Annotated in this window: 17 protein-coding genes and 1 pseudogene; 13 read left to right on the top strand and 5 right to left on the bottom strand. The window is 66.2% G+C overall.

The genetic code is table 11. From position 1 onward, the window contains the following. Positions 1-5 precede the first annotated feature (5 nt). Positions 6-1,949, top strand: coding sequence for an ABC transporter ATP-binding protein (locus tag ACRDU5_RS12685; protein WP_526614895.1), 1,944 nt, complete (start codon positions 6-8; stop codon positions 1,947-1,949). Next, the gene (locus ACRDU5_RS12680) at positions 1,946-3,805 is read left to right on the top strand and encodes an ABC transporter ATP-binding protein (RefSeq protein ID WP_526614894.1); all 1,860 of its coding nucleotides are present in this window, start codon (positions 1,946-1,948) and stop codon (positions 3,803-3,805) included. Before ACRDU5_RS12685 ends, ACRDU5_RS12680 begins: the two co-directional genes overlap by 4 nt. An 80-nt stretch (positions 3,806-3,885) precedes the next feature. Here ACRDU5_RS12680 and ACRDU5_RS12675 read toward each other — a convergent pair whose 3' ends face one another. The 3 genes from ACRDU5_RS12675 to ACRDU5_RS12665 form a co-directional block, all read right to left on the bottom strand. Further along, complete coding sequence (locus tag ACRDU5_RS12675) at positions 3,886-4,908, bottom strand: Fic family protein (RefSeq protein ID WP_526614893.1); 1,023 nt, start codon at positions 4,906-4,908, stop codon at positions 3,886-3,888. Between the two features lie 378 nt (positions 4,909-5,286). Beyond that, the gene (locus tag ACRDU5_RS12670) at positions 5,287-6,669 is read right to left on the bottom strand and encodes an NAD(P)-binding protein (RefSeq protein WP_526614892.1); all 1,383 of its coding nucleotides are present in this window, start codon (positions 6,667-6,669) and stop codon (positions 5,287-5,289) included. Between the two features lie 152 nt (positions 6,670-6,821). Next, the gene (locus ACRDU5_RS12665; protein ID WP_526614891.1) at positions 6,822-8,291 is read right to left on the bottom strand and encodes a carboxyl transferase domain-containing protein; all 1,470 of its coding nucleotides are present in this window, start codon (positions 8,289-8,291) and stop codon (positions 6,822-6,824) included. A 25-nt stretch (positions 8,292-8,316) separates the two neighbouring features. Here ACRDU5_RS12665 and ACRDU5_RS12660 point away from each other — a divergent pair, with 25 nt between their 5' ends. The 8 genes from ACRDU5_RS12660 to ACRDU5_RS12625 all read left to right on the top strand — a co-directional run bounded on the left by ACRDU5_RS12660 (position 8,317) and on the right by ACRDU5_RS12625 (position 16,569). Then, positions 8,317-9,051: an enoyl-CoA hydratase gene (locus ACRDU5_RS12660; RefSeq protein ID WP_526614890.1), complete on the top strand. Its 735-nt coding sequence runs from the start codon at positions 8,317-8,319 to the stop codon at positions 9,049-9,051. A 6-nt stretch (positions 9,052-9,057) separates the two neighbouring features. Then, positions 9,058-10,188 (top strand): MBL fold metallo-hydrolase, encoded by a 1,131-nt coding sequence (locus ACRDU5_RS12655; RefSeq protein ID WP_526614889.1) that lies wholly within the window; start codon positions 9,058-9,060, stop codon positions 10,186-10,188. Between the two features lie 39 nt (positions 10,189-10,227). After that, positions 10,228-11,784, top strand: a complete 1,557-nt coding sequence (locus ACRDU5_RS12650; RefSeq protein WP_526614888.1) for a serine hydrolase domain-containing protein — start codon at positions 10,228-10,230, stop codon at positions 11,782-11,784. Then, positions 11,781-14,168: a cation-translocating P-type ATPase gene (locus ACRDU5_RS12645; RefSeq protein WP_526614886.1), complete on the top strand. Its 2,388-nt coding sequence runs from the start codon at positions 11,781-11,783 to the stop codon at positions 14,166-14,168. Before ACRDU5_RS12650 ends, ACRDU5_RS12645 begins: the two co-directional genes overlap by 4 nt. A 16-nt stretch (positions 14,169-14,184) precedes the next feature. Beyond that, positions 14,185-14,367 carry an Rv0909 family putative TA system antitoxin gene (locus tag ACRDU5_RS12640; RefSeq protein ID WP_526614885.1) on the top strand — a complete coding sequence of 61 codons (183 nt, stop codon included), beginning with the start codon at positions 14,185-14,187 and terminating at the stop codon, positions 14,365-14,367. Positions 14,368-14,370: 3 nt separating this feature from the next. After that, positions 14,371-14,808, top strand: coding sequence for a type II toxin-antitoxin system Rv0910 family toxin (locus tag ACRDU5_RS12635; RefSeq protein ID WP_526614884.1), 438 nt, complete (start codon positions 14,371-14,373; stop codon positions 14,806-14,808). Then, on the top strand, positions 14,805-15,698 hold the full coding sequence (locus ACRDU5_RS12630) for an amidohydrolase family protein (protein WP_526614883.1): 894 nt from the start codon (positions 14,805-14,807) through the stop codon (positions 15,696-15,698). The genes ACRDU5_RS12635 and ACRDU5_RS12630 overlap by 4 nt, the downstream gene beginning before the upstream one ends. 145 nt (positions 15,699-15,843) lie before the next feature. After that, positions 15,844-16,569, top strand: coding sequence for a 3-keto-5-aminohexanoate cleavage protein (locus tag ACRDU5_RS12625; RefSeq protein ID WP_526614882.1), 726 nt, complete (start codon positions 15,844-15,846; stop codon positions 16,567-16,569). On the opposite strand, the gene ACRDU5_RS12620 is transcribed toward ACRDU5_RS12625, so the two are convergent. Continuing rightward, positions 16,559-17,008, bottom strand: a complete 450-nt coding sequence (locus tag ACRDU5_RS12620; RefSeq protein ID WP_526614881.1) for a cupin domain-containing protein — start codon at positions 17,006-17,008, stop codon at positions 16,559-16,561. The genes ACRDU5_RS12625 and ACRDU5_RS12620 overlap by 11 nt on opposite strands. Before the next feature lie 46 nt (positions 17,009-17,054). Between ACRDU5_RS12620 and ACRDU5_RS12615 the strand changes: the two are divergent. The 3 genes and pseudogenes from ACRDU5_RS12615 to ACRDU5_RS12605 form a co-directional block, all read left to right on the top strand. Continuing rightward, positions 17,055-17,690 (top strand): annotated as a pseudogene (locus ACRDU5_RS12615) (esterase/lipase family protein); the annotation flags it as partial. A 213-nt stretch (positions 17,691-17,903) separates the two neighbouring features. Beyond that, a complete protein-coding gene (locus tag ACRDU5_RS12610; RefSeq protein ID WP_526614930.1) occupies positions 17,904-18,500 on the top strand; it encodes a GNAT family N-acetyltransferase in 597 nt (198 codons plus the stop codon). A gap of 22 nt (positions 18,501-18,522) precedes the next feature. Next, positions 18,523-18,954: a type II toxin-antitoxin system Rv0910 family toxin gene (locus ACRDU5_RS12605; RefSeq protein WP_526614880.1), complete on the top strand. Its 432-nt coding sequence runs from the start codon at positions 18,523-18,525 to the stop codon at positions 18,952-18,954. A 5-nt stretch (positions 18,955-18,959) separates the two neighbouring features. Here ACRDU5_RS12605 and ACRDU5_RS12600 read toward each other — a convergent pair whose 3' ends face one another. Then, positions 18,960-19,817 (bottom strand): winged helix-turn-helix transcriptional regulator, encoded by an 858-nt coding sequence (locus ACRDU5_RS12600; protein WP_526614929.1) that lies wholly within the window; start codon positions 19,815-19,817, stop codon positions 18,960-18,962. Between the last annotated feature and the right edge of the window lie 37 nt (positions 19,818-19,854).

Below are 19,854 nucleotides of genomic sequence, written 5' to 3'. Positions count from 1 at the left end.
CCGTCGTGAGTGAACCGAATTCGATTGGGTTGCGCCCGGCGCCGGCGATTGCGCCGCCGCGGGTGCGTCCCCATCGCGGCTCCGACCTGTTCCGGCTGCTGCCCTACCTGATGCCGTACCGGGTCCGCTGGGTTGCGATGGTCTTGGTCGCGATCACCAGCCTGGCCGCCACGGTCGCGATTCCGCTGATGACAAAGGCGGTGATCGACGGGCCGGTGCGCCATCAGGACCAACACGGACTGTGGTTGCTCGGGACCGCGGCGATGGGTGTCGGCGTCTCGGAGGCGGTGCTCTGGTTCATCCGGCGCTGGCTGGTCGCCCGCGCCACGATGGGCGTCGAGGCCGACATCCGCAAGGACGTCTACGCGCAGCTGCAGATCCTGCCGATGAGTTTTCACGGACGCTGGCAGTCCGGCCAGCTGCTGTCGCGAATCATGAACGACCTGAGCACAATTCGCCGCTTCATGTCGTTTGGCCTGGTGTTCCTGATTCTCAACGGACTGCAGATCGCCGTGGTCACCGCGATCCTGCTGGCGATGTACTGGCCGCTGGGCGTGGTCGTGCTGGTGTCGATCGTGCCGATCACCGCAACCGTGCTGCACTTCCAGCATCAGTACACCCGGCTGTCGCGGCTGGCCCAGGACCAGTCCGGCGACGTCGCCACGCATGTCGAGGAGGCCGCTCTGGGCGTGCGGGTGGTGAAGTCCTTCGGCCGCGAGGACTACTCCTACGACCGGTTCGACCAACAGCTCACCAACCTCTACGACACACAGGTGAGCAGGGTGTCGGTGTCGGCGAAGTTCTGGACCGTGCTGGAGGTCATTCCCAACCTGACGCTGATCGTCGTGCTGGGCTTCGGCGCCTACGCGGCCGGCCACGGTTACGTGACCATGGGCACGCTGGTCGCGTTCATCACGATGATGCTGTCGCTGGTCTGGCCGATCGCGTCGCTGGGCTTTCTGCTGTCGATGACGCAGGAGTCGTTCACCGCCGCCAATCGGATCGCCGAGATCTTCGACGCGCCACGCGAAATCACCGACGGACCGTTTGACGAACTACCACGCGGCGGGCGGCTGGAACTCGACGATGTCGGCTTCCGCTTCCCCGATGCCGCGCCCGACGATTGGGCACTGCGTCACGTCACGGTCGCCGTCGAGCCGGGGGAGACACTGGCGCTCGTCGGGTCGACCGGGTCGGGCAAGTCGGTGTTGGCCGCGCTGCTGTCCCGGCTGTACGACGTCACCGAGGGTGAAATTCGCATCGACGGCCAAGACATCCGGGAGCTGTCACTGCCCGCACTGCGGCAGGCGGTGGCCACCGCATTCGAGGACCCGACGCTGTTTTCGATGTCGGTGGCGGAGAACCTGCGGCTGGGCCGGCCGGACGCAACCGACGAGCAGCTGGCGCAGGCCATCGAGATCGCGGCGGCGCAGTTCGTCTACGACCTGCCGTTCGGGCTCGACACCCGAATCGGTGAACAAGGCATGAGCCTGTCCGGCGGACAGCGGCAGCGGCTGTCGCTGGCGCGAGCCATCCTCGCCAACCCCAAGATCCTGGTGCTGGACGACACCCTGTCCGCGCTCGACGTGCACACCGAGGCGGTGGTGGAGGAGGCGCTGCGCCGGGTGCTGCACTCGGTCACCGGCATCGTGGTGGCGCACCGCGCCTCCACCGTGGTGTTGGCCGACAAGGTGGCGCTACTGGAGAACGGCACGATCACCCACGTCGGCACGCACGCCGAGTTGCTGGCCGGGGTGCCGCAGTACCGTTATCTGCTGGCCGCCGACGACGAGCTGGACGACCGTGCCGAACGCAGCTGCGCCTGGCAAGTCGACGAGGATTGGGAGCGGTTGGACACCGCGCGCGAGGAGCAGGAAGCCACCGACGCGGCCTGCGGCACGGAGATCCGGCCGCGCCGGTTCGCGGCATCCGAGGGAGAGCGCCGATGACCGCGACCGACACCCCGGCCGACATCCGCGAAGACGACGACGACCGCGGCTGGCGCGGGCGGGTCAAGGACAGTCAGGACGACGACCTTCCCATCGACGAGACCCTGCCCCGCCGCCGGGAGGCGCGCGCGCTGCTCGGCTCGCTGCTGTTTCCCTACCGCACCACGGTCGCGCTGCTGGCGCTGGTCGTGGTGGTGGAAAACGCTGCGCGCCTTTCGGTTCCGCTGCTGATCCAGCGGGGCATCGACCACGGCATCCCACCGATCGTCGACGGTGGCCCGGCGCGTGAGCTCATGATCATCGTCGGCGCGCTGTGCGCGGTGGTGCTGATCCAGGCGACCAGCCGGATGTTCTTCCTGCGGCGGTCCGGCCGGATCGGCCAGAAGGTGCTGCTGGAGTTGCGGCGCCGGGTGTTCCGGCATTTCCAGCGGCTCGACATCGCGTTCCACGATCGCTACACCTCGGGCCGGGTGGTGAGCCGGTCCACCAATGACGTCGAAGCCATCCAGGACATGCTGGAGACCGGTTTCGACAGCCTCGTCACCGCTGTGCTCACCCTGTTCGGCACGGCGATCCTGCTTGTCGCGCTGGACGTCCGGCTGGGACTGATGTGTCTGGCCGCATTCCCGATTCTGGTGATGCTCGTCGGTTGGTTCCGCACCGAGTCGTCGAAGACCTACCGGAAGGTCCGGGAAAGCGCCGCACTGGTCATCGTGCAGTTCGTGGAGACGATGACCGGCATCAAGGCCGTGCAGGCGTATCGGCGCGAGCCGCGCAACCAGGAGATCTTCGAAGACGTCGCCGACCGGTACCGCGAGATCAACGAACGGACCTTCAAGCTGCTCGCCATCTTCATGCCCGGGGTGAAGCTGGTCGGCAACCTGACCACCGGCGTGGTGCTGCTCTACGGCGGGTGGCGAGTTCTGCAGGGAGACATGACGATCGGCACGCTGACGGCGTTCCTGCTCTACCTGCGGATGTTCTTCGAGCCGATGCAGGAGATCTCGCAGTTCTTCAACACTTTCCAGAGCGCATCGTCGGCATTGGAGAAGTTGGCCGGTGTGCTCGCCGAGCGGCCGGGCATCAAGGACCCGGCGCACCCGGTGCGGTTGACGTCCGTGCGGGGAGACCTCGGATTCCACGACGTGACGTTCTCCTACGTGCCGGACCGGCCGGTGCTGCCCGGGCTGACGTTGTCGGTGCCGGCCGGCCAGACCATCGCACTGGTCGGCACCACCGGGGCCGGCAAGACCACAATCGCCAAACTCATTGCGCGGTTCTACGACCCGACGTCCGGGTCGGTGACTCTGGATGGCATCGACCTGCGCGACCTGTCTCAAAGCGAACTGCGCCGGCACGTCGTGATGGTCACTCAGGAGAACTTCATGTTCGACGGCACGGTCGCCGACAACATCAGGTTCGGCCGACCCGACGCCACCGACGCGCAGGTGCGCGAGGCGGCGGCCGCCGTCGGCGCGGACCGGTTCATCGCCGAACTTCCGGACGGCTACGACACCGACGTCGCCAAGCGTGGTGGCCGGCTGTCGGCCGGCCAGCGGCAGCTGGTCGCGTTCGCGCGAGCCTTTCTGGCCGATCCGGCGGTGCTGATTCTCGACGAAGCGACGTCGTCGCTGGACATTCCCAGCGAACGGATGGTGCAGCGGGCGCTGGAAACGGTGCTGGCCGACCGGACCGCGCTGGTCATCGCGCACCGGCTGTCGACGGTCCAGGTCGCCGACCGGGTGCTGGTGCTGGAGGCCGGGCGCATCGTCGAAGACGGGCCACCCGCGGAACTCATCCGCGGTGACGGACGGTATGCGGCATTGCACCGCGCATGGGTCGAATCGCTGGCCTAGACGTATTGACCAGGTACTGCGCGACAGTATGACGTCACGGTGAGCCCCAGGGGAACACAGACATGTGAGGTCAAGGGCAGTTAGGAAGAGCGTCGGCGCTTGTATCGATTCTCTGCGTACTCGTCCACCCATTGCCGACTAGAGCGCCACTGCCCGTCAGGGCCCTTAGTGGCCTGGAGCGCACCGCGATTGGCCGCCACGCGCAGTGTCGTACTGCTGAACTTTCTGGTCGCGAGGGCGGCTAGGGGGACTAACCGAGCCGGTCCGGCGACCGCTGGCACGATGAATTTGTACAGGTTGTCAAGGATGGCTCGAGCAATGAACTCGCCCAGCGTGCCGCATTCTCCATTGTCAGCACGCTGCAGCGCCCGCAGGTACTTATCGCGGTCGTGCTTGTAGATGATCGCCGGCGGATACCCCATGCGCACAAGGATGAGATTCAGTACCAAGCGCCCGGTGCGTCCATTGCCGTCGAGGAACGGGTGGATCGCTTCGAAGTCGCAGTGAACCTTGGCGATCTGCTCAGGGAAGGTCGGCGATCGAGGAACGATGCTGTTTGCTTGGTCAAGCCAGGTCGCCATCTCCGCGTCGATTAGCGGCCAGCTCACAGGTTGAATTCCACCCGAGAATGCCTCAATCTCGTGTTGGCGGAATGACCCTGGTCCTTCCTGTGGCGATGCATCGGGGTGCGGATCGACGTCCCACACCAGGGCCATCACTTGCTGGTGGACATGGCGAACGTCCTGCATAGTGATGTGCCGCTCGGGGTCGTAGCTGGTGGGCTGAATGCCTTCGCGGTAGACCCAGTCAGCGGCGTTGGCGTAGCCCTTCACCTCCATGTACTCGCCGAGGCGTTTCGCGCCCACGGCACGGCCTTCGCTGAGTAGCTTCTCGACCTCCCGGATGACCAAGGTGTTGCCTTCGATGGCTGTCGAGTGATGTGCTTCGGCCGTCCAGATGTCTTTCCAGATCCCTTCGGCTTCCAACGGGCTTGGCAAGCCGCCGAGCCGGTTCCATAGCTCGGCGATCTGCGTGTCGAGTCGGTTATAGACCTCGGATCGTGGTGGCCGGCCTTTCCCAGCCAACTGGTTACCACCTTTCATGGATTGCAGTACCTTCGTACGCTGGAGCAAAATTAAGCGTACCGTACTAAAACTATTCTGCGAGCTGGGATAATACTCTTAATTCGTACTGTACACTTATTTTAGTATATGCGTACACATTTGCTATGGGTCGGCCATGACGACGACGCGCACCGCCGAACGGACTGCTCGGGTGGTGAGAATCGACGAAGATAGCGAGCTTGATCGACGGTCTTCGTGCTGGACGACGAACACCTCCCCATGACATTAATTCCGACGGCCGACTCGCTGCTGTGTACATACGGGCTTGCACGTCGTCCGATTCCTGCAACCCGCCGAACTCATCCGCGGTGACGGACGGTATGCGGCATTGCACCGCGCATGGGTGGAGTCGCTGGCCTAGACGGTCGTCAGAAGCTGCTCGAGTTTCTCGTTGGTGGCTTGCAGCCGGGACCGCAGCAGGCTGATGATCTTCTCCCTCGCGCGCTCGCTGACCGCGGCCGTCGCATGGCTGAGAATGTTGAGCCGGGCGGCGTCAAGCCAGGCCATCATCTCGGGGTCGGCGAACCATCGGAGTTGATTGCGGTTGTACGTCAGCATCATTCGCAGCCAGTCGGTCGGGACCTCGGGGATGGGCACCGGCAGACAAAACGCGTTCTTGATGTCGTCGTCGTCGTACGCCGCCTCCACGTGTGCGATGACGGCCGCACTGAACACCGGCTGGCAGGTACGGACGGTCTGCAGGGTGATGCGGCCGGGTTCGAACACGGTCGCCACACCCAGGCGGCCCAACCCCATCGCGGTGCAATCGATGAAGAGCGCCGAGTCGTCGACCGCAAGCGAACCGTCGTCGAGCACGACACGGCCCGGTTCGACCTCCTTGACGTGGCCCATGCGCACCACACCCTCGATTCGCCTCAACTGCTCGAGCTCGGCCTGCGACACGATGGCACAGCGGTACATCGTCGGTTCGATCGACTCGTCGATGCGCAGCAGACACCCGGCATCCGCGAGCCGGACGAACAGATCCTCGACCGATTCGGCGAGGTGGACCGACGTCAGCTGCGCGGAGACATCGGCGAGGACGTTCTTCGCGAACTGTGTCCCGGGCTGCACTGCGGCGCGGTTCAGCAGCCACGAGTCGCGGGGCTTGATCCATGTCAGTCGCTCCGCCGCGATGCCGTGGCACAGCAGCCACAAGCAGGTGTCCATCGCTGTCTTGCCCGCGCCCACGATCACATAAGAGTCGCGGGCAGCTTTGATGCTCGGTAGTTCGTTGGGCGGTATGCAGTCGACCCCGGGCGCAACGGCGTACGGCGGCGGCCGCATCGACGGCACGGTGACACCCACATAGGTCGTGTCGACGACCCGTCGACGCGCGGTGACGTGAATGTGGTCACCGCCGAGCGTGCCGATCCGGCCGTCGCCGAGGTATTCGCTCATCGGAAAGTACGTGACCCGCCCCGTCGGCAACAGCTGATGCTGCATGACCGCGTCGAAGTAGGCGCGGACCTCATCGCCGCCGGCCAGTTCGTAGAACCCCGCATTGAGCCCGCCCCGGTCGATCGTGTCCCTGCCGAGGGGGCGTGAGTTCACCCCGTAATAGGCCGACGGCTGGTGTAGGCGCACGAACGGGTAGGCCGCGTTCCAGTGCCCGCCGGGTTGATGGTTGCGGTCGACGACGACCACGCTTGCCGTCGTTTCGCTCACCAGCGTGTCGACGAACGCCATTCCGGTGGCGCCCGCGCCGATCACCAGGTAGTCGGTCTCGATCGTGCGCATGACGCACGGTAGCGAAGGATCGAGTCGCTGGCCTAGCCGACCGGGCCGCCGTCGACGAGGCCGCGGCGCTTCGGGGCATCTTCATCGAGATCTGCACCAGGGTCGTGATTTTGGCCCGCAGCACAGCCCTCGTGCAGATTTCGACGCAATTTTCACAGGCCAATGCGGCGGTAGCGGGTCAACCGTGCGTCCAACCGCTGCTGGTCGGGGATCGACCGCAGCCGGTGCAACTCGCCGGCGATGGTGGCCGACAGCCGTGTGGTGAACTCGATCGGCTCGTCGGCGGCGTCGGGATGTTCGGGCACGACGACGTCGACGATGCCGTCGCGCAGCAAGTCGGCCGACCGAATGCCCTGGGCGGCAGCCAATTCCGCGGCATGATCGACGTCGCGGTAGACGATCGCGCTCGCCCCCTCGGGCGGCAGCGGAGCCAGCCAGCCGTGCATGGCGGCCAGCACCCGATCCGCGGGCACCATCGCCAGGGCCGGGCCGCCGCTGCCCTGGCCGAGCAGCACCGACACCGTCGGTGTGTCCAGAATGACGAGCTCGGCCAGACACCGTGCGATCTCGCCGGCCAGTCCGCCCTGCTCCGCCTCGGCCGAAAGCGCTGGCCCGGCGGTGTCGATCACCAGCACCAGCGGCAGCTTCAGCCCGGCGGCCAGGGCCATGCCCCGGCGGGCTTCCCGCAGTGCCGCGGGCCCGACCGTGCCGCCGACCACGCGTTGCTGGCCGAGCACGACGGCCGGCTGGCCGCCGAACCGGGCCAGCGCCAGCAGCGTGGTGGCGGCCTCGCCCAAACCCGTGCCCGACAGCAGCACCCGTTCGGTGCTGCCATACCGCAGCAGATGCCCGACGCCCGGCCGGTCCGGACGCCGCGATGCTTGCACCGATTCCCACGCGGGCACATCGGGCAACGGCTCGTGCGGGGGTTCCGCGGGCGGCGCCTCTGGTGGATCGGCGACCACCTTCAGCGCGCGGTCCAGCGTGGTGCGCAGGTGCTCGAGCGGAATGACGGCGTCGATGACGCCGTGTCGCTGCAGGTTCTCCGCGGTCTGAATGCCGGCAGGGAACGGCTCGCCGTAGAGATGCTCGTAGACCCGCGGGCCAAGAAAACCGACGAGCGCTCCCGGTTCGGCGACGGTGATGTGCCCGAGCGACCCCCACGACGCGAAAACGCCGCCGGTGGTCGGATGACGCAGGTAGACCAGGTAGGGCAGATGCGCCCGCTTGTGCAGCGTGACAGCCGCGGCGATCTTCACCATCTGCAGAAACGCGACGGTGCCCTCCTGCATGCGGGTGCCGCCCGAGCTCGGCGAGGCCAGCAGCGGCAGCCCTTCGGCGGTGGCCCGCTGCACGGCGGCGGTGATCCGCTCGGCGGCGGCGACCCCGATCGAGCCGGCCAGAAAGTCGAACTCGCAGGCCAGCACCGCGACCCGTCGCCCGAATACCTCGCCCTCGCCGGTCACCACCGCTTCGTCCAGCCCGGTGGCGGCGGCCGCGTCGGCCAGTTCGCGCCGGTATTCGTCGCTTTCGGCAACCGCCAGCGGCGGGGCGTCCCAGCTGCGGAACGACCCTTCGTCGAGTACCGCGTCGCGCAGCTGCAGGGCGCCGATCCGGCTCACAGGAAGAGGCTAATAGGGTGGTCGCATGATTGGTGTGACCCGCGACGGCCACGTGATGACCCTGGAGATGCAGCGTGCCGAGCGCCGCAATGCGCTGAACGGCGAGCTCGTCGACGGCCTGCGCGAGGCGGTTGAGAAGGCCGCTACCGAAGACGTCCGGGTGATCGTGCTGACCGGCCAGGGTGCGGTGTTCAGCTCGGGTGCGGACCTCTCCGACGCCGCAGGAGTGGCCGAGCAGCTGCCCGATAAGGCCAAGGCGCTGAACATCGCGATCGACAAGGCGCCGGTCCCGGTCATCGGCGCGATCAACGGGCCCGCGATCGGGGCCGGCGTCATCCTGTCGATGATCTGCGATCTGCGCGTCGTCGCACCCGAGGCGTACTTCCAGTTCCCCGTCGCGAAATACGGTCTGGCGCTGGATAACTGGAGCATCCGCCGGCTGACCTCACTGGTTGGTGCCGGCCGGGCCAGAGGTATGCTGTTCGCCGCGGAACGGCTCACCGCCGACGTCGCGCTTCAGACCGGGATGGCCAACCGGATCGGGACGTTGTCCGATGCGCAAGACTGGGCCGCAGAGATCGCGGGGTTCGCGCCGCTGGCCCTGCAGCACGCGAAGCGCGTGCTCAACGACGACGGTGCCTACGAGGACCCGTGGCCCGAGCACCAGCAGATGTTCGACAAGGCGTGGAGCAGCCAGGACGTGATCGAGGCGCAGATGGCGCGAATCGAGAAACGGCCGCCGAACTTTCGGGGAGCCTGACCGCCGATGCTGGGAACGGCGCTGCGATTCGCGGTCGGGACGGCCACCGTCGCGGCCAGCGGCTGGGTGCTTCGATCGCTGCACGGGTCGCCCGCCGCGGTCGGGGCCGGACCCGCCGAAATCTGGCCGGTGGCGAAGCGGTCCCCGAACTATCAGGACGGCGTGTTCGTCAACATCGACCCGACGTCGTCCATCAGCCTCGACCGCGAGCAGCAGCGGCTACTGATCCGCGAACTGGTCGGCTCCCGCGATGTCGGGCGCCCGCGCGGTCCCATTCCGGTGGCCGTCCCGCCGAAGGCGGACACCGCACCCGCCGACCTGGCCGTCAGCTGGTACGGCCATTCCACGGCGCTGATCGAGGTCGACGGCTACCGGGTGCTGACCGACCCGGTGTGGAGCCGACGGTGTTCGCCGTCGCGGACGGTCGGGCCGCAGCGGATGCACGAGGTGCCGGTGCCGTTGGAGGCGCTGCCCGCGCTGGACGCGGTGCTGATCAGCCACGACCACTACGACCACCTCGACATCGACACCATCGTCGGGCTGGCCCGTACTCAGCGGGCGCCGTTCGTCGTGCCGCTTGGCGTGGGCGCACACCTGCGCAAGTGGGGGATCCCGGATAACCGGGTCGTCGAGCTGGACTGGTACGAGAGCCGTCAGATAGACGAGTTGACGCTGGTGTGCACACCGGCCCGGCACTTCTCCGGGCGACTTTTCACCCGAAACACCACACTGTGGGCGTCCTGGGTGTTGGCCGGCCCGCGACACCGGGCGTTCTTCGGCGGCGACACCGGCTACACCAAGAGCTTCGCCGAGACCGGCATGGATCACGGGCCGTTCCACCTGACGCTGTTGCCGATCGGGGCGTATCACCCGGCCTGGCCGGACATCCACATGAATCCCGAAGACGCGGTCCGTGCCCACCTCGATCTGGCAGAGGCCGAATCGGGCTTGCTGGTCCCGATCCATTGGGCGACGTTCCGGCTTGCCCCGCATCCGTGGGCAGAGCCGCCCGAGCGACTGCTCGCCGCGGCCGGCCCGGCCGGTATCCAGGCCATCGTTCCCAGGCCGGGTCAGCGTGTCGATCGCGCCGAGTCGCCCCAGTCGGCATCGACGTTCGACCCGTGGTGGCAGCTGTAACCGGATAGCGTGCTGGCTGTGATCAGAGCACGCACAACCATGTTTGCCCCCTTGCTCGCGCTTGGCGTCGCGATGACGCTTGTGGCGGGCTGCGATTCAGGCCCGGCGCAGGAGTCGAAGCCGCTCTCCGACGTGCCGCCGCCGCTGGTGCCGGCGATGGACCTGCCGGAGAACGCCGTCGAGAACGCGGTCGGCAAGCTGGACGGCCTCGCCGACGAGCTGATGCGGGCGTCGGGTATCCCCGGGATGGCTGTGGCGGTGGTGCATGGTGGGAAGACCGTCTACGCCAAGGGTTTTGGCGTGAAAGATGTAAAGACCGGCGAGCAGGTCGACCCGGACACGGTGTTTCAGCTGGCGTCGCTGTCCAAGCCCGTTGGTGCCACCGCGGTCGCGCACCAGGTCGGTGAGGACGCGATCGGCTGGGACACGCCGATCGTATCCAAGCTGCCGTGGTTCGCACTGTCCGATCCCGTCGTCACCCAGATGGTCACGGTTGGCGACATGTACTCGCATCGTTCCGGGCTGCCCGACCACGCCGGCGACATGCTCGAGGACCTCGGGTACGACCGCCGCTACGTTCTCGAGCGGCTGCGGCAGTTGCCACTGGACCCGTTCCGAATTTCATACGCGTACACCAACTTCGGGTTGACCGCCGCGGCCGAGGCGGTAGCGGTCGGCGCGGGAAAGTCGTGGGAGGACCTCAGCGAGGACGTGTTGTTGCGGCCGCTCGGAATGGCGTCGACGAGTTACCGGTTCGCAGACTACGAAGCCAGGCCGAACCGCGCCATCGGGCACATCCACGTTGACGGCAAGTACGAGCCGCTCTACCAGCGCGACCCGGACCCCGAGGCGCCTGCGGGCGGCGCCAGCTCGTCGGTCAACGACATGACGCACTGGCTGGCGATGGTGCTCGCAAACGGCAGTTACAACGGGAAGCAGATCGTCGATCCAGAGGCGCTGCTGCCTGCGGTCACGCCCCAGATCGTGTCCAGCCCGGCCTCTGAGCCGGCCATGCGGACCGGCTTCTACGGCTTCGGCTTCAACGTTGGCACGACGTCGGCCGCCAGGACCGCACTCAGCCACTCCGGGGCGTTCGAGCTGGGCGCCGGGACGAACTTCGTCATCCTGCCGTCCGCCGATGTGGCGATCATCGCGCTGACCAACGGCACGCCCTCCGGCGTGCCGGAAGCTCTCACCGCACAGTTCGCCGACCTCGTGCAGTTCGGTGAGGTCCGGGAGGACTGGTTCAAGCTGTACCAGGACCTGCTGTCCCCGGGGGAGCAGCCGGTTGGATCGCTGGTCGGCCAGCAACCGCCGCCGAACCCCGCGCCCGCCGCGCCGTTGTCGTCCTATGTCGGCACCTACAACAACGACTATTGGGGTCCGGCGCGGATCACCGAGAAGGACGGCAAGCTGCAGCTCGCGCTGGGCCAGAAGCTCAATGTGCCGCTCAGCCATTGGGACGGCAACGTCTTCACCTTCTCGTTTGTCACCGAAAACGCGCCTCCCGGGACAATTTCGAAAGCCACCTTCGACGGCGACAAGCTGAACCTCGAGTATTACGACGAGCTTGGCAAGGGAACCTTCACGCGATGACCACCCTGGTGGCCAGCGGCCTTTCCGATGCCGAGGTCGCGCAACGGGTCGCCGAAGGCAAGACCAACGACGTCCCGACCCGAGCGGCGCGCAGCGTATCCGAAATCGTCCGGGCCAACGTCTTCACCCGGATCAACGCCATCCTCGGTGTGCTGCTGATCATCGTGCTATCGACCGGCTCGGTCATCAACGGAGCATTCGGACTACTGATAATCGCCAACAGCGCGATCGGCATCATCCAGGAGCTACGGGCGAAGCAGACCCTGGACAAGCTGGCCATCGTGGGGCAGGCGAAACCGTTGGTGCGCAGGCAATCCGGTGCTGCGTCTGTTTCGAGGCCCATGGCCCCCAGCGAGGTGGTGCTGGACGACATCATCGAGCTCGGGCCCGGCGATCAGATTGTGGTCGACGGCGACATCATCGAGGAAACCAATCTCGAAGTCGACGAATCGCTGCTGACCGGCGAGGCCGACCCGATCGCCAAGGACGCCGGCGACAAGGTTATGTCGGGCAGTTTCGTCGTCGCGGGCAGCGGGGCCTACCGGGCCACCAAGGTCGGCCGGGAGGCCTACGCCGCCAAACTGGCCGAAGAGGCCAGCAAGTTCACCTTGGTGAAATCCGAACTGCGCAGCGGGATCAACAAGATCCTGCAATTCATCACCTACCTGCTGATCCCGGCCGGCCTGCTGATCATCTACACCCAGCTGTTCACCACCGGCGCAGGCTGGCGGGAATCGGTGCTGCGGATGGTCGGCGCGCTGGTGCCGATGGTGCCCGAGGGCCTGGTGCTGATGACGTCGATCGCGTTCGCCGTCGGGGTCATCCGGCTCGGCCGGCGGCAGTGTTTGGTCAACGAGCTGCCCGCGATCGAGGGCCTGGCCCGCGTCGACGTGGTGTGCGCCGACAAAACCGGCACACTGACCGAAAACGGTATGCGGGTATCCGATCTCAAGCGGTTGGACGAAGGCGATGTCGGCGATGTGCTGGCCCAACTGGCCGCCGACGACACCCGGCCAAACGCCAGCATGCAGGCCATCGCCGAGGCCTACAAGATGCCGCCGGGTTGGATCGCGACGGCGAACGCGCCGTTCAAGTCGGCGACCAAGTGGAGTGGAACCTCCTACGGCGAGAACGGCAATTGGGTGATCGGCGCCCCGGACGTGCTGCTCGACCCGGCTTCTCCGGCCGCCGAGTTGGCCGAGCGAATCGGCGCGCAGGGCCTGCGCGTACTACTGCTCGGCGCCAGCGATCTGCCCGTCGACCATCCCGATGCACCCGGACACGTAACGCCGGTCGCGCTGGTAGTACTCGAGCAGCGAATCCGTCCAGATGCCCGCGATACGCTGGATTACTTTGCGTCCCAGAAGGTTTCGATTAAGGTCATTTCCGGCGACAACGCGGTATCGGTAGGTGCGGTGGCGGGCACGCTGGGCCTGCAGGGCGAGACGATGGACGCCCGCAAGTTGCCCGACAAGCCCGACCGGCTGGCCGACACCCTCGAGGAGTACACCACCTTCGGCCGGGTGCGGCCGGATCAGAAGCGGGCAATGGTGCACGCGCTGCAATCACGGGGGCACACCGTTGCGATGACCGGCGACGGTGTCAATGACGTGCTGGCGCTCAAGGACGCCGACATCGGGGTGGCGATGGGCGCGGGCAGCGCGGCGTCGCGGGCGGTCGCTCAGATTGTGCTGCTGGACAACAAGTTCGCGACGCTGCCGCACGTCGTCGGCGAGGGCCGCCGGGTGATCGGCAACATCGAGCGGGTTTCCAACCTGTTCCTGACCAAGACCGTGTACTCGGTGCTGCTGGCGATCCTGGTCGGGTTGGCGGGTCTCGCGTCGGCGGTGTTCGGCTCCGATCCGCTGCTCTTCCCGTTCCAACCGATCCACGTCACGATCGCGGCCTGGTTCACCATCGGCATCCCGGCGTTCATCCTGTCGTTGGCACCAAACAACGAGCGAGCGTATCCCGGCTTCGTGCGCCGGGTGATGACCTCGGCGCTGCCGTCGGGCGTGGTGGTGGGCATCGCCACCTTCACGTCGTATCTGGTGGCGTATCAGGGCCGCGAGGCCACCGCGGTGCAGCAGACCCAGGCGTCGACGGCGGCTTTGATCACGTTGCTGGTGACCGCGGTGTGGGTGCTTGCGGTGGTGGCGCGGCCGTACGAGTGGTGGCGGGTCTTGTTGGTCACCGTGGGCGGTCTGGCCTACGTCGTGATCTTTTCCATTCCGCTGGCGCAGAAGACGTTCATGCTCGATTCGTCGAACATCGCGGTGACCTCGATGGCACTGGTCATCGGCATTGTCGGAGCCGTCATTATCGAGGTGTCGTGGTGGGTGCAGGGTGCGCTTTTAGGTGAAAGACGCCGGCTGTGGAAATAGCGGTAGGGTGGGCTTCATGGCATTCCTAGACAAGGTGAAGAATCTGCTCTCGAAGAACGCCGACAAGGTGGACACCGCGATCGACAAGGCCGGCGATATCGTCGACCAGAAGACGCAGGGCAAGTACGCCGACAAGGTGGACAAGGCCCAGGACGCCGCCAAGAAGGCCGTCGACAAGAGCAATCCGCAAACACCCTGACGCATGGCCAAACTGTCCGTCTCCGTCGACGTTCCACTGCCGCCGGAGCAGGCATGGGCGTGCGCTTCGGACCTCTCCCGCTACAAGGAGTGGTTGACCATCCACCGGGTGTGGCGGTCTAAGCTGCCGGAAACCCTGGAGAAGGGCACCCAGATCGACTCGATCGTCGAGGTCAAGGGCATGCCCAATCGGATCAAGTGGACCATCGTCCGCTACCAGCCACCCGAGGCCATGACCCTCGACGGCGACGGCAAGGGCGGCGTGAAGGTCAAGCTGATCGGAAAGGTCGAGCCGTCGGGTGACGGCTCGACGGTCACATTCGAGGTCCATCTCGGCGGCCCCGCGCTGTTCGGCCCGATCGGCATGGTGGTGGCCGCAGCGCTGCGGGGCGATATACGGGACTCGCTGAACAAGTTCAAGACGGTGTTCGCCGCAGCGTGACGGGCGAAAAATACCAGTACGGAATCGATTTCGACGCAATCGATGCGATCGATATCCACACTCACGTCGAGGCCGATGACCACGGGCATCAGGCATATGACGACGAACTGATCGCTGCGACCAAGCAGTACTTCAAGCTCTGCACCGAGTTGACCACGGTCGACGGCGTTGCGGAGCACTACCGGCAGCGCAATACCGCGGCGGTGGTCTTCACCATCGACTCGCAGACGGTCTCCGGGCGTCCACCCAACTCCGTTGAGAATTTGGTCGAAGGTGCAGCGCGCAACAACGACGTGCTGATTCCGTTCGGCACTGTCGACCCGTTGACCGGCGAACATGCCGTGCGCGGGGTGCACCAGCAGGTCGGAGAGTTCGGCGTCAAGGGTTTCAAGTTCCACCCGAGCCTGCAGGGCTTCGAGCCCAACGACCGCTCGTGCTACCCGATCTACGCGGCCATTGCCGAAGCCGGCGTGCCCGCGCTGTTCCACACCGGCCAGACCGGGATCGGGTCGGGGCTGCCCGGCGGATACGGGGTCAAACTGCGGTATTCCGATCCGATGCTGCTCGATGACGTGGCCGCCGACTTCCCGGACCTGACGATCGTGATGGCGCATCCGGCGGTGCCCTGGGTGGACGCGCAGATCTCCATCGCCACCCATAAGTCGAACGTCTATATCGATCTGTCCGGATGGTCGCCGAAATACTTTCCGCCACAGCTGGTCCGGGCGGCCAACCGGCAGCTGCGCACCAAGGTGCTGTTCGGGACGGACTACCCGTACATTCAGCTCGACCGGTGGCGCCGCGACTTCGAGACGCTCGACATGGACCCCGAAGTACTGCCGCTGATCTTCAAGGACAACGCGCTGCGGGTACTCGGGGTCACCTCCTAAGCGCGAGTCACCTCCTAACGCGAGCAGACGCAAAATCACCCCTAGAACCCAAGGGCATGTCGCGTGCGTGTGCGCGTCTGCTCGCGAGGAGAGGTGACCGCCCCACGGGCCTGAGCCTGTCTTGCTGGACTGACAAGATGAAGGGATGCCCGGCCCGAAGACCTATCTCAAGGCATGCATCAATGGCGCTCGCACCCCGGAGGTGCACCCCAATCTGCCGGTAACCCCCGAACAGCTGGCTGCCGAGGCCGTCGCCGCACACCGGGCCGGTGCCAAGGCGGTGCATCTGCATCCCAAGAACGCCGACGGGGTGGACTCGCTGCGGCGGGACATCGTGGACGAGGCGGTCTCGGCGGTTCGGCACGCCGCACCCGGCCTGCCACTGGGGGTGACGACCGGGTTGTGGGCGCTGCCGGACCCGGACGAGCGGCTGCGTGCGGTGGAAGCCTGGACAGTGCTTCCCGACTTCGCGTCGGTGAACTGGCACGAGCCCGGGGCCGAGCAGCTTGCCCTGCTGTTGTTGAGCCGCGGGCTGGGCGTGGAGGTCGGCATCTTTCATTCCGAGGCGGCAGCGTCGTGGGCTCGGTCGGAGATCGGGGCGCACTGCATGCGGGTGATGGTCGAACTTGGGCCCGACGGGGACGTCGCCACCGCTGATGACCTGCTCGGCGAAGTGCTCGCGGCCGGTTCGCCGGCACCCGTCCTGCTGCACGGCATGGACGAAAGTTGTTGGCCGCTGCTCGAACACGCCGTTGCGCGTGGGGTACAGGCACGAATCGGCATGGAGGATACCCTGCAGCTGCCGGATGGCTCCACCACGCCCGGCAACGCCGCGCTGGTGTCGGCGGCGGTGCAGTTGCTCAGTCGGTAGGGGCAGCGGCCAGTGCGAAGTCCGCGTAATCGAAACCCGGTACCACCACACAGCTGACCAGGGTGGGCTCGTCGTCACGTGGGCGGGCGCGCTGCCAGTCGCCGGATGGCACGACGAGTTGCGGCTGCTCCCCGGCGATGATGTCGCCGCCGAGCAGATGCGTTGCGGCAGTTGCCTGTTCGGGACCGAACTGCAGCAACAGCGGGCTGCCGCGATGGTAGAGCCACAGTTCGGCACTGCGTACGGTGTGCCATGCCGACTGCTGACCAGGCATGAGTAGGAAGAGGATCGCGGTTCCGGCGCTGCGCGGGCCGGTGTAGTCCTGGGGCAGGGCGGACTGGGGGACCGTCAGTCCGCTGCGCCAGGTTTCTCGGAACCAGCCGCCCTCGGGATGTGGGGACAGATCGAGCCGCCGAGCCCAGTCGGGAAGTTCGCTCATTGCATTACCGCCCCTTGATCGGTGTCGCAACTCCACACTAGAAGCGATGAACCCGGCCAAGACGCCTATTGTGCTGATTCACGGCTTGTGGATGACACCGCACAGCTGGCGCGGCTGGATCGACCGCTACCTCGCCGCCGGCCATATCGTGCACGCACCGGCCTGGCCCGGAGTTTCCGCGCTCGACGAGGTCCTCGACCGCACCAAGGCACCCGCCGACATCGGTTTGCTCGATGTCGCCGACCATTACGACGCCTTTGTCCGGGCACTGCCCGAGGCGCCCGTCATCATCGGTCACTCGTTCGGGGGCCTGGTGCGGCAGATCCTGCTCGACCGCGGGCTCGGCGCCTACCGACTTCAAGCTGTTCGCCGATCGCCCACATCTCACCGCGGTGCTCGACGGTTGGGAGGACGTCGCCGATTATGCGTTGACCTGGACAGCCCGGCATACCGGATAAGGTCATCGCATGTTGCGTCCGCGCCCCGGTTGGCTGGTGGCGCTTTGCGCCGCGATCCTGGCGGTCAGCGCGTGGCTGCCATGGCTGACCACCAGGGAAGACGGCGGCGGACATGCCAACGCCATCGGCGGGACGGTAGGCAACTTGATCCTGCCGACACGGTTCGGTGCTGGGCAACTCATCGTGCTGCTGGCGTCGACATTGATCGTCGCGGGCGCGATGGCCGCGCGCGGCCTGTCGGCGCGGTTGGCATCGTCTGCCGCACTGGCCATTTCGTTGCTCTTGGTGGCGCTGACAATTTGGTACCACCGAGTCAACGTCCACCCACCGGTGTCGGCAGGTTATGGGTTCTATGTCGGGATCGCCGTCGCCGTCGCCGCGGTGGCGTTTTCGGTGTGGGCACTGGTGGCGTCCGTGTCGGGTGCTGGGCGGTCGCCGTGAGCGGCTTTGTCGAGCCGGTAAGGTTGACCGGGCGACGCTGGGCGTCGCTGGAACCCTTGACGCGCGAACATGTTTCGGAGATCGCCACCGCGGCTGCGGACGGCGAGGTGGGTAGCCTATGGTTCACCGCGGCGCCGTCGCCGCAGACCGCCGAAGATTGGGTGGACCTGCGATTGGCCGCGCAGCAACCCGGCCAAGGGCTGACGTTCGTGGTACGCCGGCTTGACGGCATCTTGGTCGGGTCGTCGAGCTACTTGAACGTGGACGCGCCGAACCGGCGACTCGAGATCGGCAACACCTGGTATTCAGCCTCGGCCCGACGCAGTGGCGTCAACAGCGAGACCAAGTTACTGATGCTAGGTCACGCATTCGACGAATTAGGCTGTGTGGCAGTGGAATTCCGCACCCATTTCTTCAACTTCACCAGCCGGGCCGCCATCGAGCAGCTGGGTGGCAAGCTCGATGGCGTGCTCCGCAGTCACCAACTGCTGCCCGATGGATCGCGCCGTGACACCGTGGTGTATTCGATACTGGACGTCGAATGGCCCGCGGTCCGTAACAATCTCAAGTTCCGGTTGGACCGCAACAACTAGCCGGTGTGGATAACATTTCGCCATGGCCAAAGTTGAGCTCTCCCGCGAGTTGTCGCTGAGTCCGGAAGACGCCTGGGAACACGCGTCAAATCTGAACGAGTTGGGCGATTGGCTGGTCATGCATGAAGCGTGGCGCTCCGAAGTCCCGGCTGAATTGTCGGAGGGCACAACGCTGGTCGGTGTCGCGGGCGCCAAGGGGATGCGCAATCGAGTTACCTGGACGGTAGAGAAGATGAACCCGCCCCAATTGATCGAAGTCACGGGTAAGGGTGTTGGTGGCACCAAGTACGGGCTCAAGATGACGGTGAAACCGACCGCGTCGGGCTGCGCATTCACCGTCACCCTAAACCTCGGGGGTGCGCCGCTATTCGGTCCGATCGGAGCTGCGGCGGCCCGGGCGGTTAAGGGCGATATGGAGCGTTCGATCCGGCAATTCGAGAAGTTGTACGCCTGACCCGGCTAGACCGCGGAGACCTGTGTCCCGCGCAGCGGCCGGGTGCATTGGTCGCAGGTCAGAACGGCGCCAAAGCGCCGTCCGCAGCCCGTGTGGGTGAGCATCACCGCGGGCCCCTCGGGCGCGTGGAACCACCGCTGGGCCCACTGCAGAGCAGCTATCAGGACGGGAAAAAATGCCCGGCCCTTCTCGGTGAGGCGATAGCGGTTGTCCGCGGCGAACAACACCCCGTTGCTGGTAAGGATCGACAGCCGGTCCGCGATCGAACCCGGCGGCGCGCCAAGCTGGGTCTGAAAGTCGGTGAACCGGCTCACCCCGACGAAGGACGCGACCAGCAGCGCGAACGCCCACCTGTTGCCCAGCACGCTCATCGTCTGCGGGAACAGGCCTGCCTGGCCGTGCTGCGGGTCCGTCGCGGATCGCCGCCGGGTCGCGACCCCAGGCACCGACCGTGGCCAGGAGCCGCTCGGGCCCCACTGCGCGACAACGCCTTTCTCGCTGACCGTCTCGCCGCACGATCGGCAGGTCAGCTGCGGAGCGAAGTCGCCGCCGCAAGCGTTATGGCGCATGCTGGGCAATGTCTCGGCATGGTCGGGTACCCAGTGCCGTTCCCACTCCCATATCGAGACCAGCACCGGCCACAGCGACCGACTGCGGGCGGTGATCAGATACTCGGCACGCGGCGGATTCGTCCGGTAGGTCCGTCTGGTGAGCAGTCCGTCTTGCGTCATCGACTGCAGGCGACGCGACAGCACCGAGTTGGATATCGGGAGGCGCGCCCGGAACTCGCCGTAGCGGGTAGCACCCAGCAGCGCCTGCTGAATCACCAGCAGCGTCCATTCGTCTCCGAGCAGCCCGAGCATTCGGCCGACGGCATTCGTGCCGCCGATCGCCAATTCG

Origin of the sequence: Mycobacterium sp. (assembly GCF_050701515.1) — a bacterium.
Classification (GTDB): domain Bacteria; phylum Actinomycetota; class Actinomycetes; order Mycobacteriales; family Mycobacteriaceae; genus Mycobacterium.
Note: the sequence above shows the minus strand (reverse complement) of the source record. Positions and strands in the feature narration are given on the sequence as shown.

What these genes read in the sequence shown, in the direction of transcription:
- ACRDU5_RS12680 (WP_526614894.1), top strand. Translation starts at nt 1,946, where the DNA reads ATGACCGCGACCGACACCCCGGCCGACATCCGCGAAGACGACGACGAC.
- ACRDU5_RS12625 (WP_526614882.1), top strand. Translation starts at nt 15,844, where the DNA reads ATGCCCGGCCCGAAGACCTATCTCAAGGCATGCATCAATGGCGCTCGC.
- ACRDU5_RS12660 (WP_526614890.1), top strand. Translation starts at nt 8,317, where the DNA reads ATGATTGGTGTGACCCGCGACGGCCACGTGATGACCCTGGAGATGCAG.
- ACRDU5_RS12635 (WP_526614884.1), top strand. Translation starts at nt 14,371, where the DNA reads ATGGCCAAACTGTCCGTCTCCGTCGACGTTCCACTGCCGCCGGAGCAG.
- ACRDU5_RS12650 (WP_526614888.1), top strand. Translation starts at nt 10,228, where the DNA reads ATGTTTGCCCCCTTGCTCGCGCTTGGCGTCGCGATGACGCTTGTGGCG.
- ACRDU5_RS12675 (WP_526614893.1), bottom strand. Translation starts at nt 4,908, where the DNA reads ATGAAAGGTGGTAACCAGTTGGCTGGGAAAGGCCGGCCACCACGATCC.
- ACRDU5_RS12640 (WP_526614885.1), top strand. Translation starts at nt 14,185, where the DNA reads ATGGCATTCCTAGACAAGGTGAAGAATCTGCTCTCGAAGAACGCCGAC.
- ACRDU5_RS12620 (WP_526614881.1), bottom strand. Translation starts at nt 17,008, where the DNA reads ATGAGCGAACTTCCCGACTGGGCTCGGCGGCTCGATCTGTCCCCACAT.
- ACRDU5_RS12670 (WP_526614892.1), bottom strand. Translation starts at nt 6,669, where the DNA reads ATGCGCACGATCGAGACCGACTACCTGGTGATCGGCGCGGGCGCCACC.
- ACRDU5_RS12655 (WP_526614889.1), top strand. Translation starts at nt 9,058, where the DNA reads ATGCTGGGAACGGCGCTGCGATTCGCGGTCGGGACGGCCACCGTCGCG.
- ACRDU5_RS12600 (WP_526614929.1), bottom strand. Translation starts at nt 19,817, where the DNA reads ATGCTCGGGCTGCTCGGAGACGAATGGACGCTGCTGGTGATTCAGCAG.
- ACRDU5_RS12605 (WP_526614880.1), top strand. Translation starts at nt 18,523, where the DNA reads ATGGCCAAAGTTGAGCTCTCCCGCGAGTTGTCGCTGAGTCCGGAAGAC.
- ACRDU5_RS12645 (WP_526614886.1), top strand. Translation starts at nt 11,781, where the DNA reads ATGACCACCCTGGTGGCCAGCGGCCTTTCCGATGCCGAGGTCGCGCAA.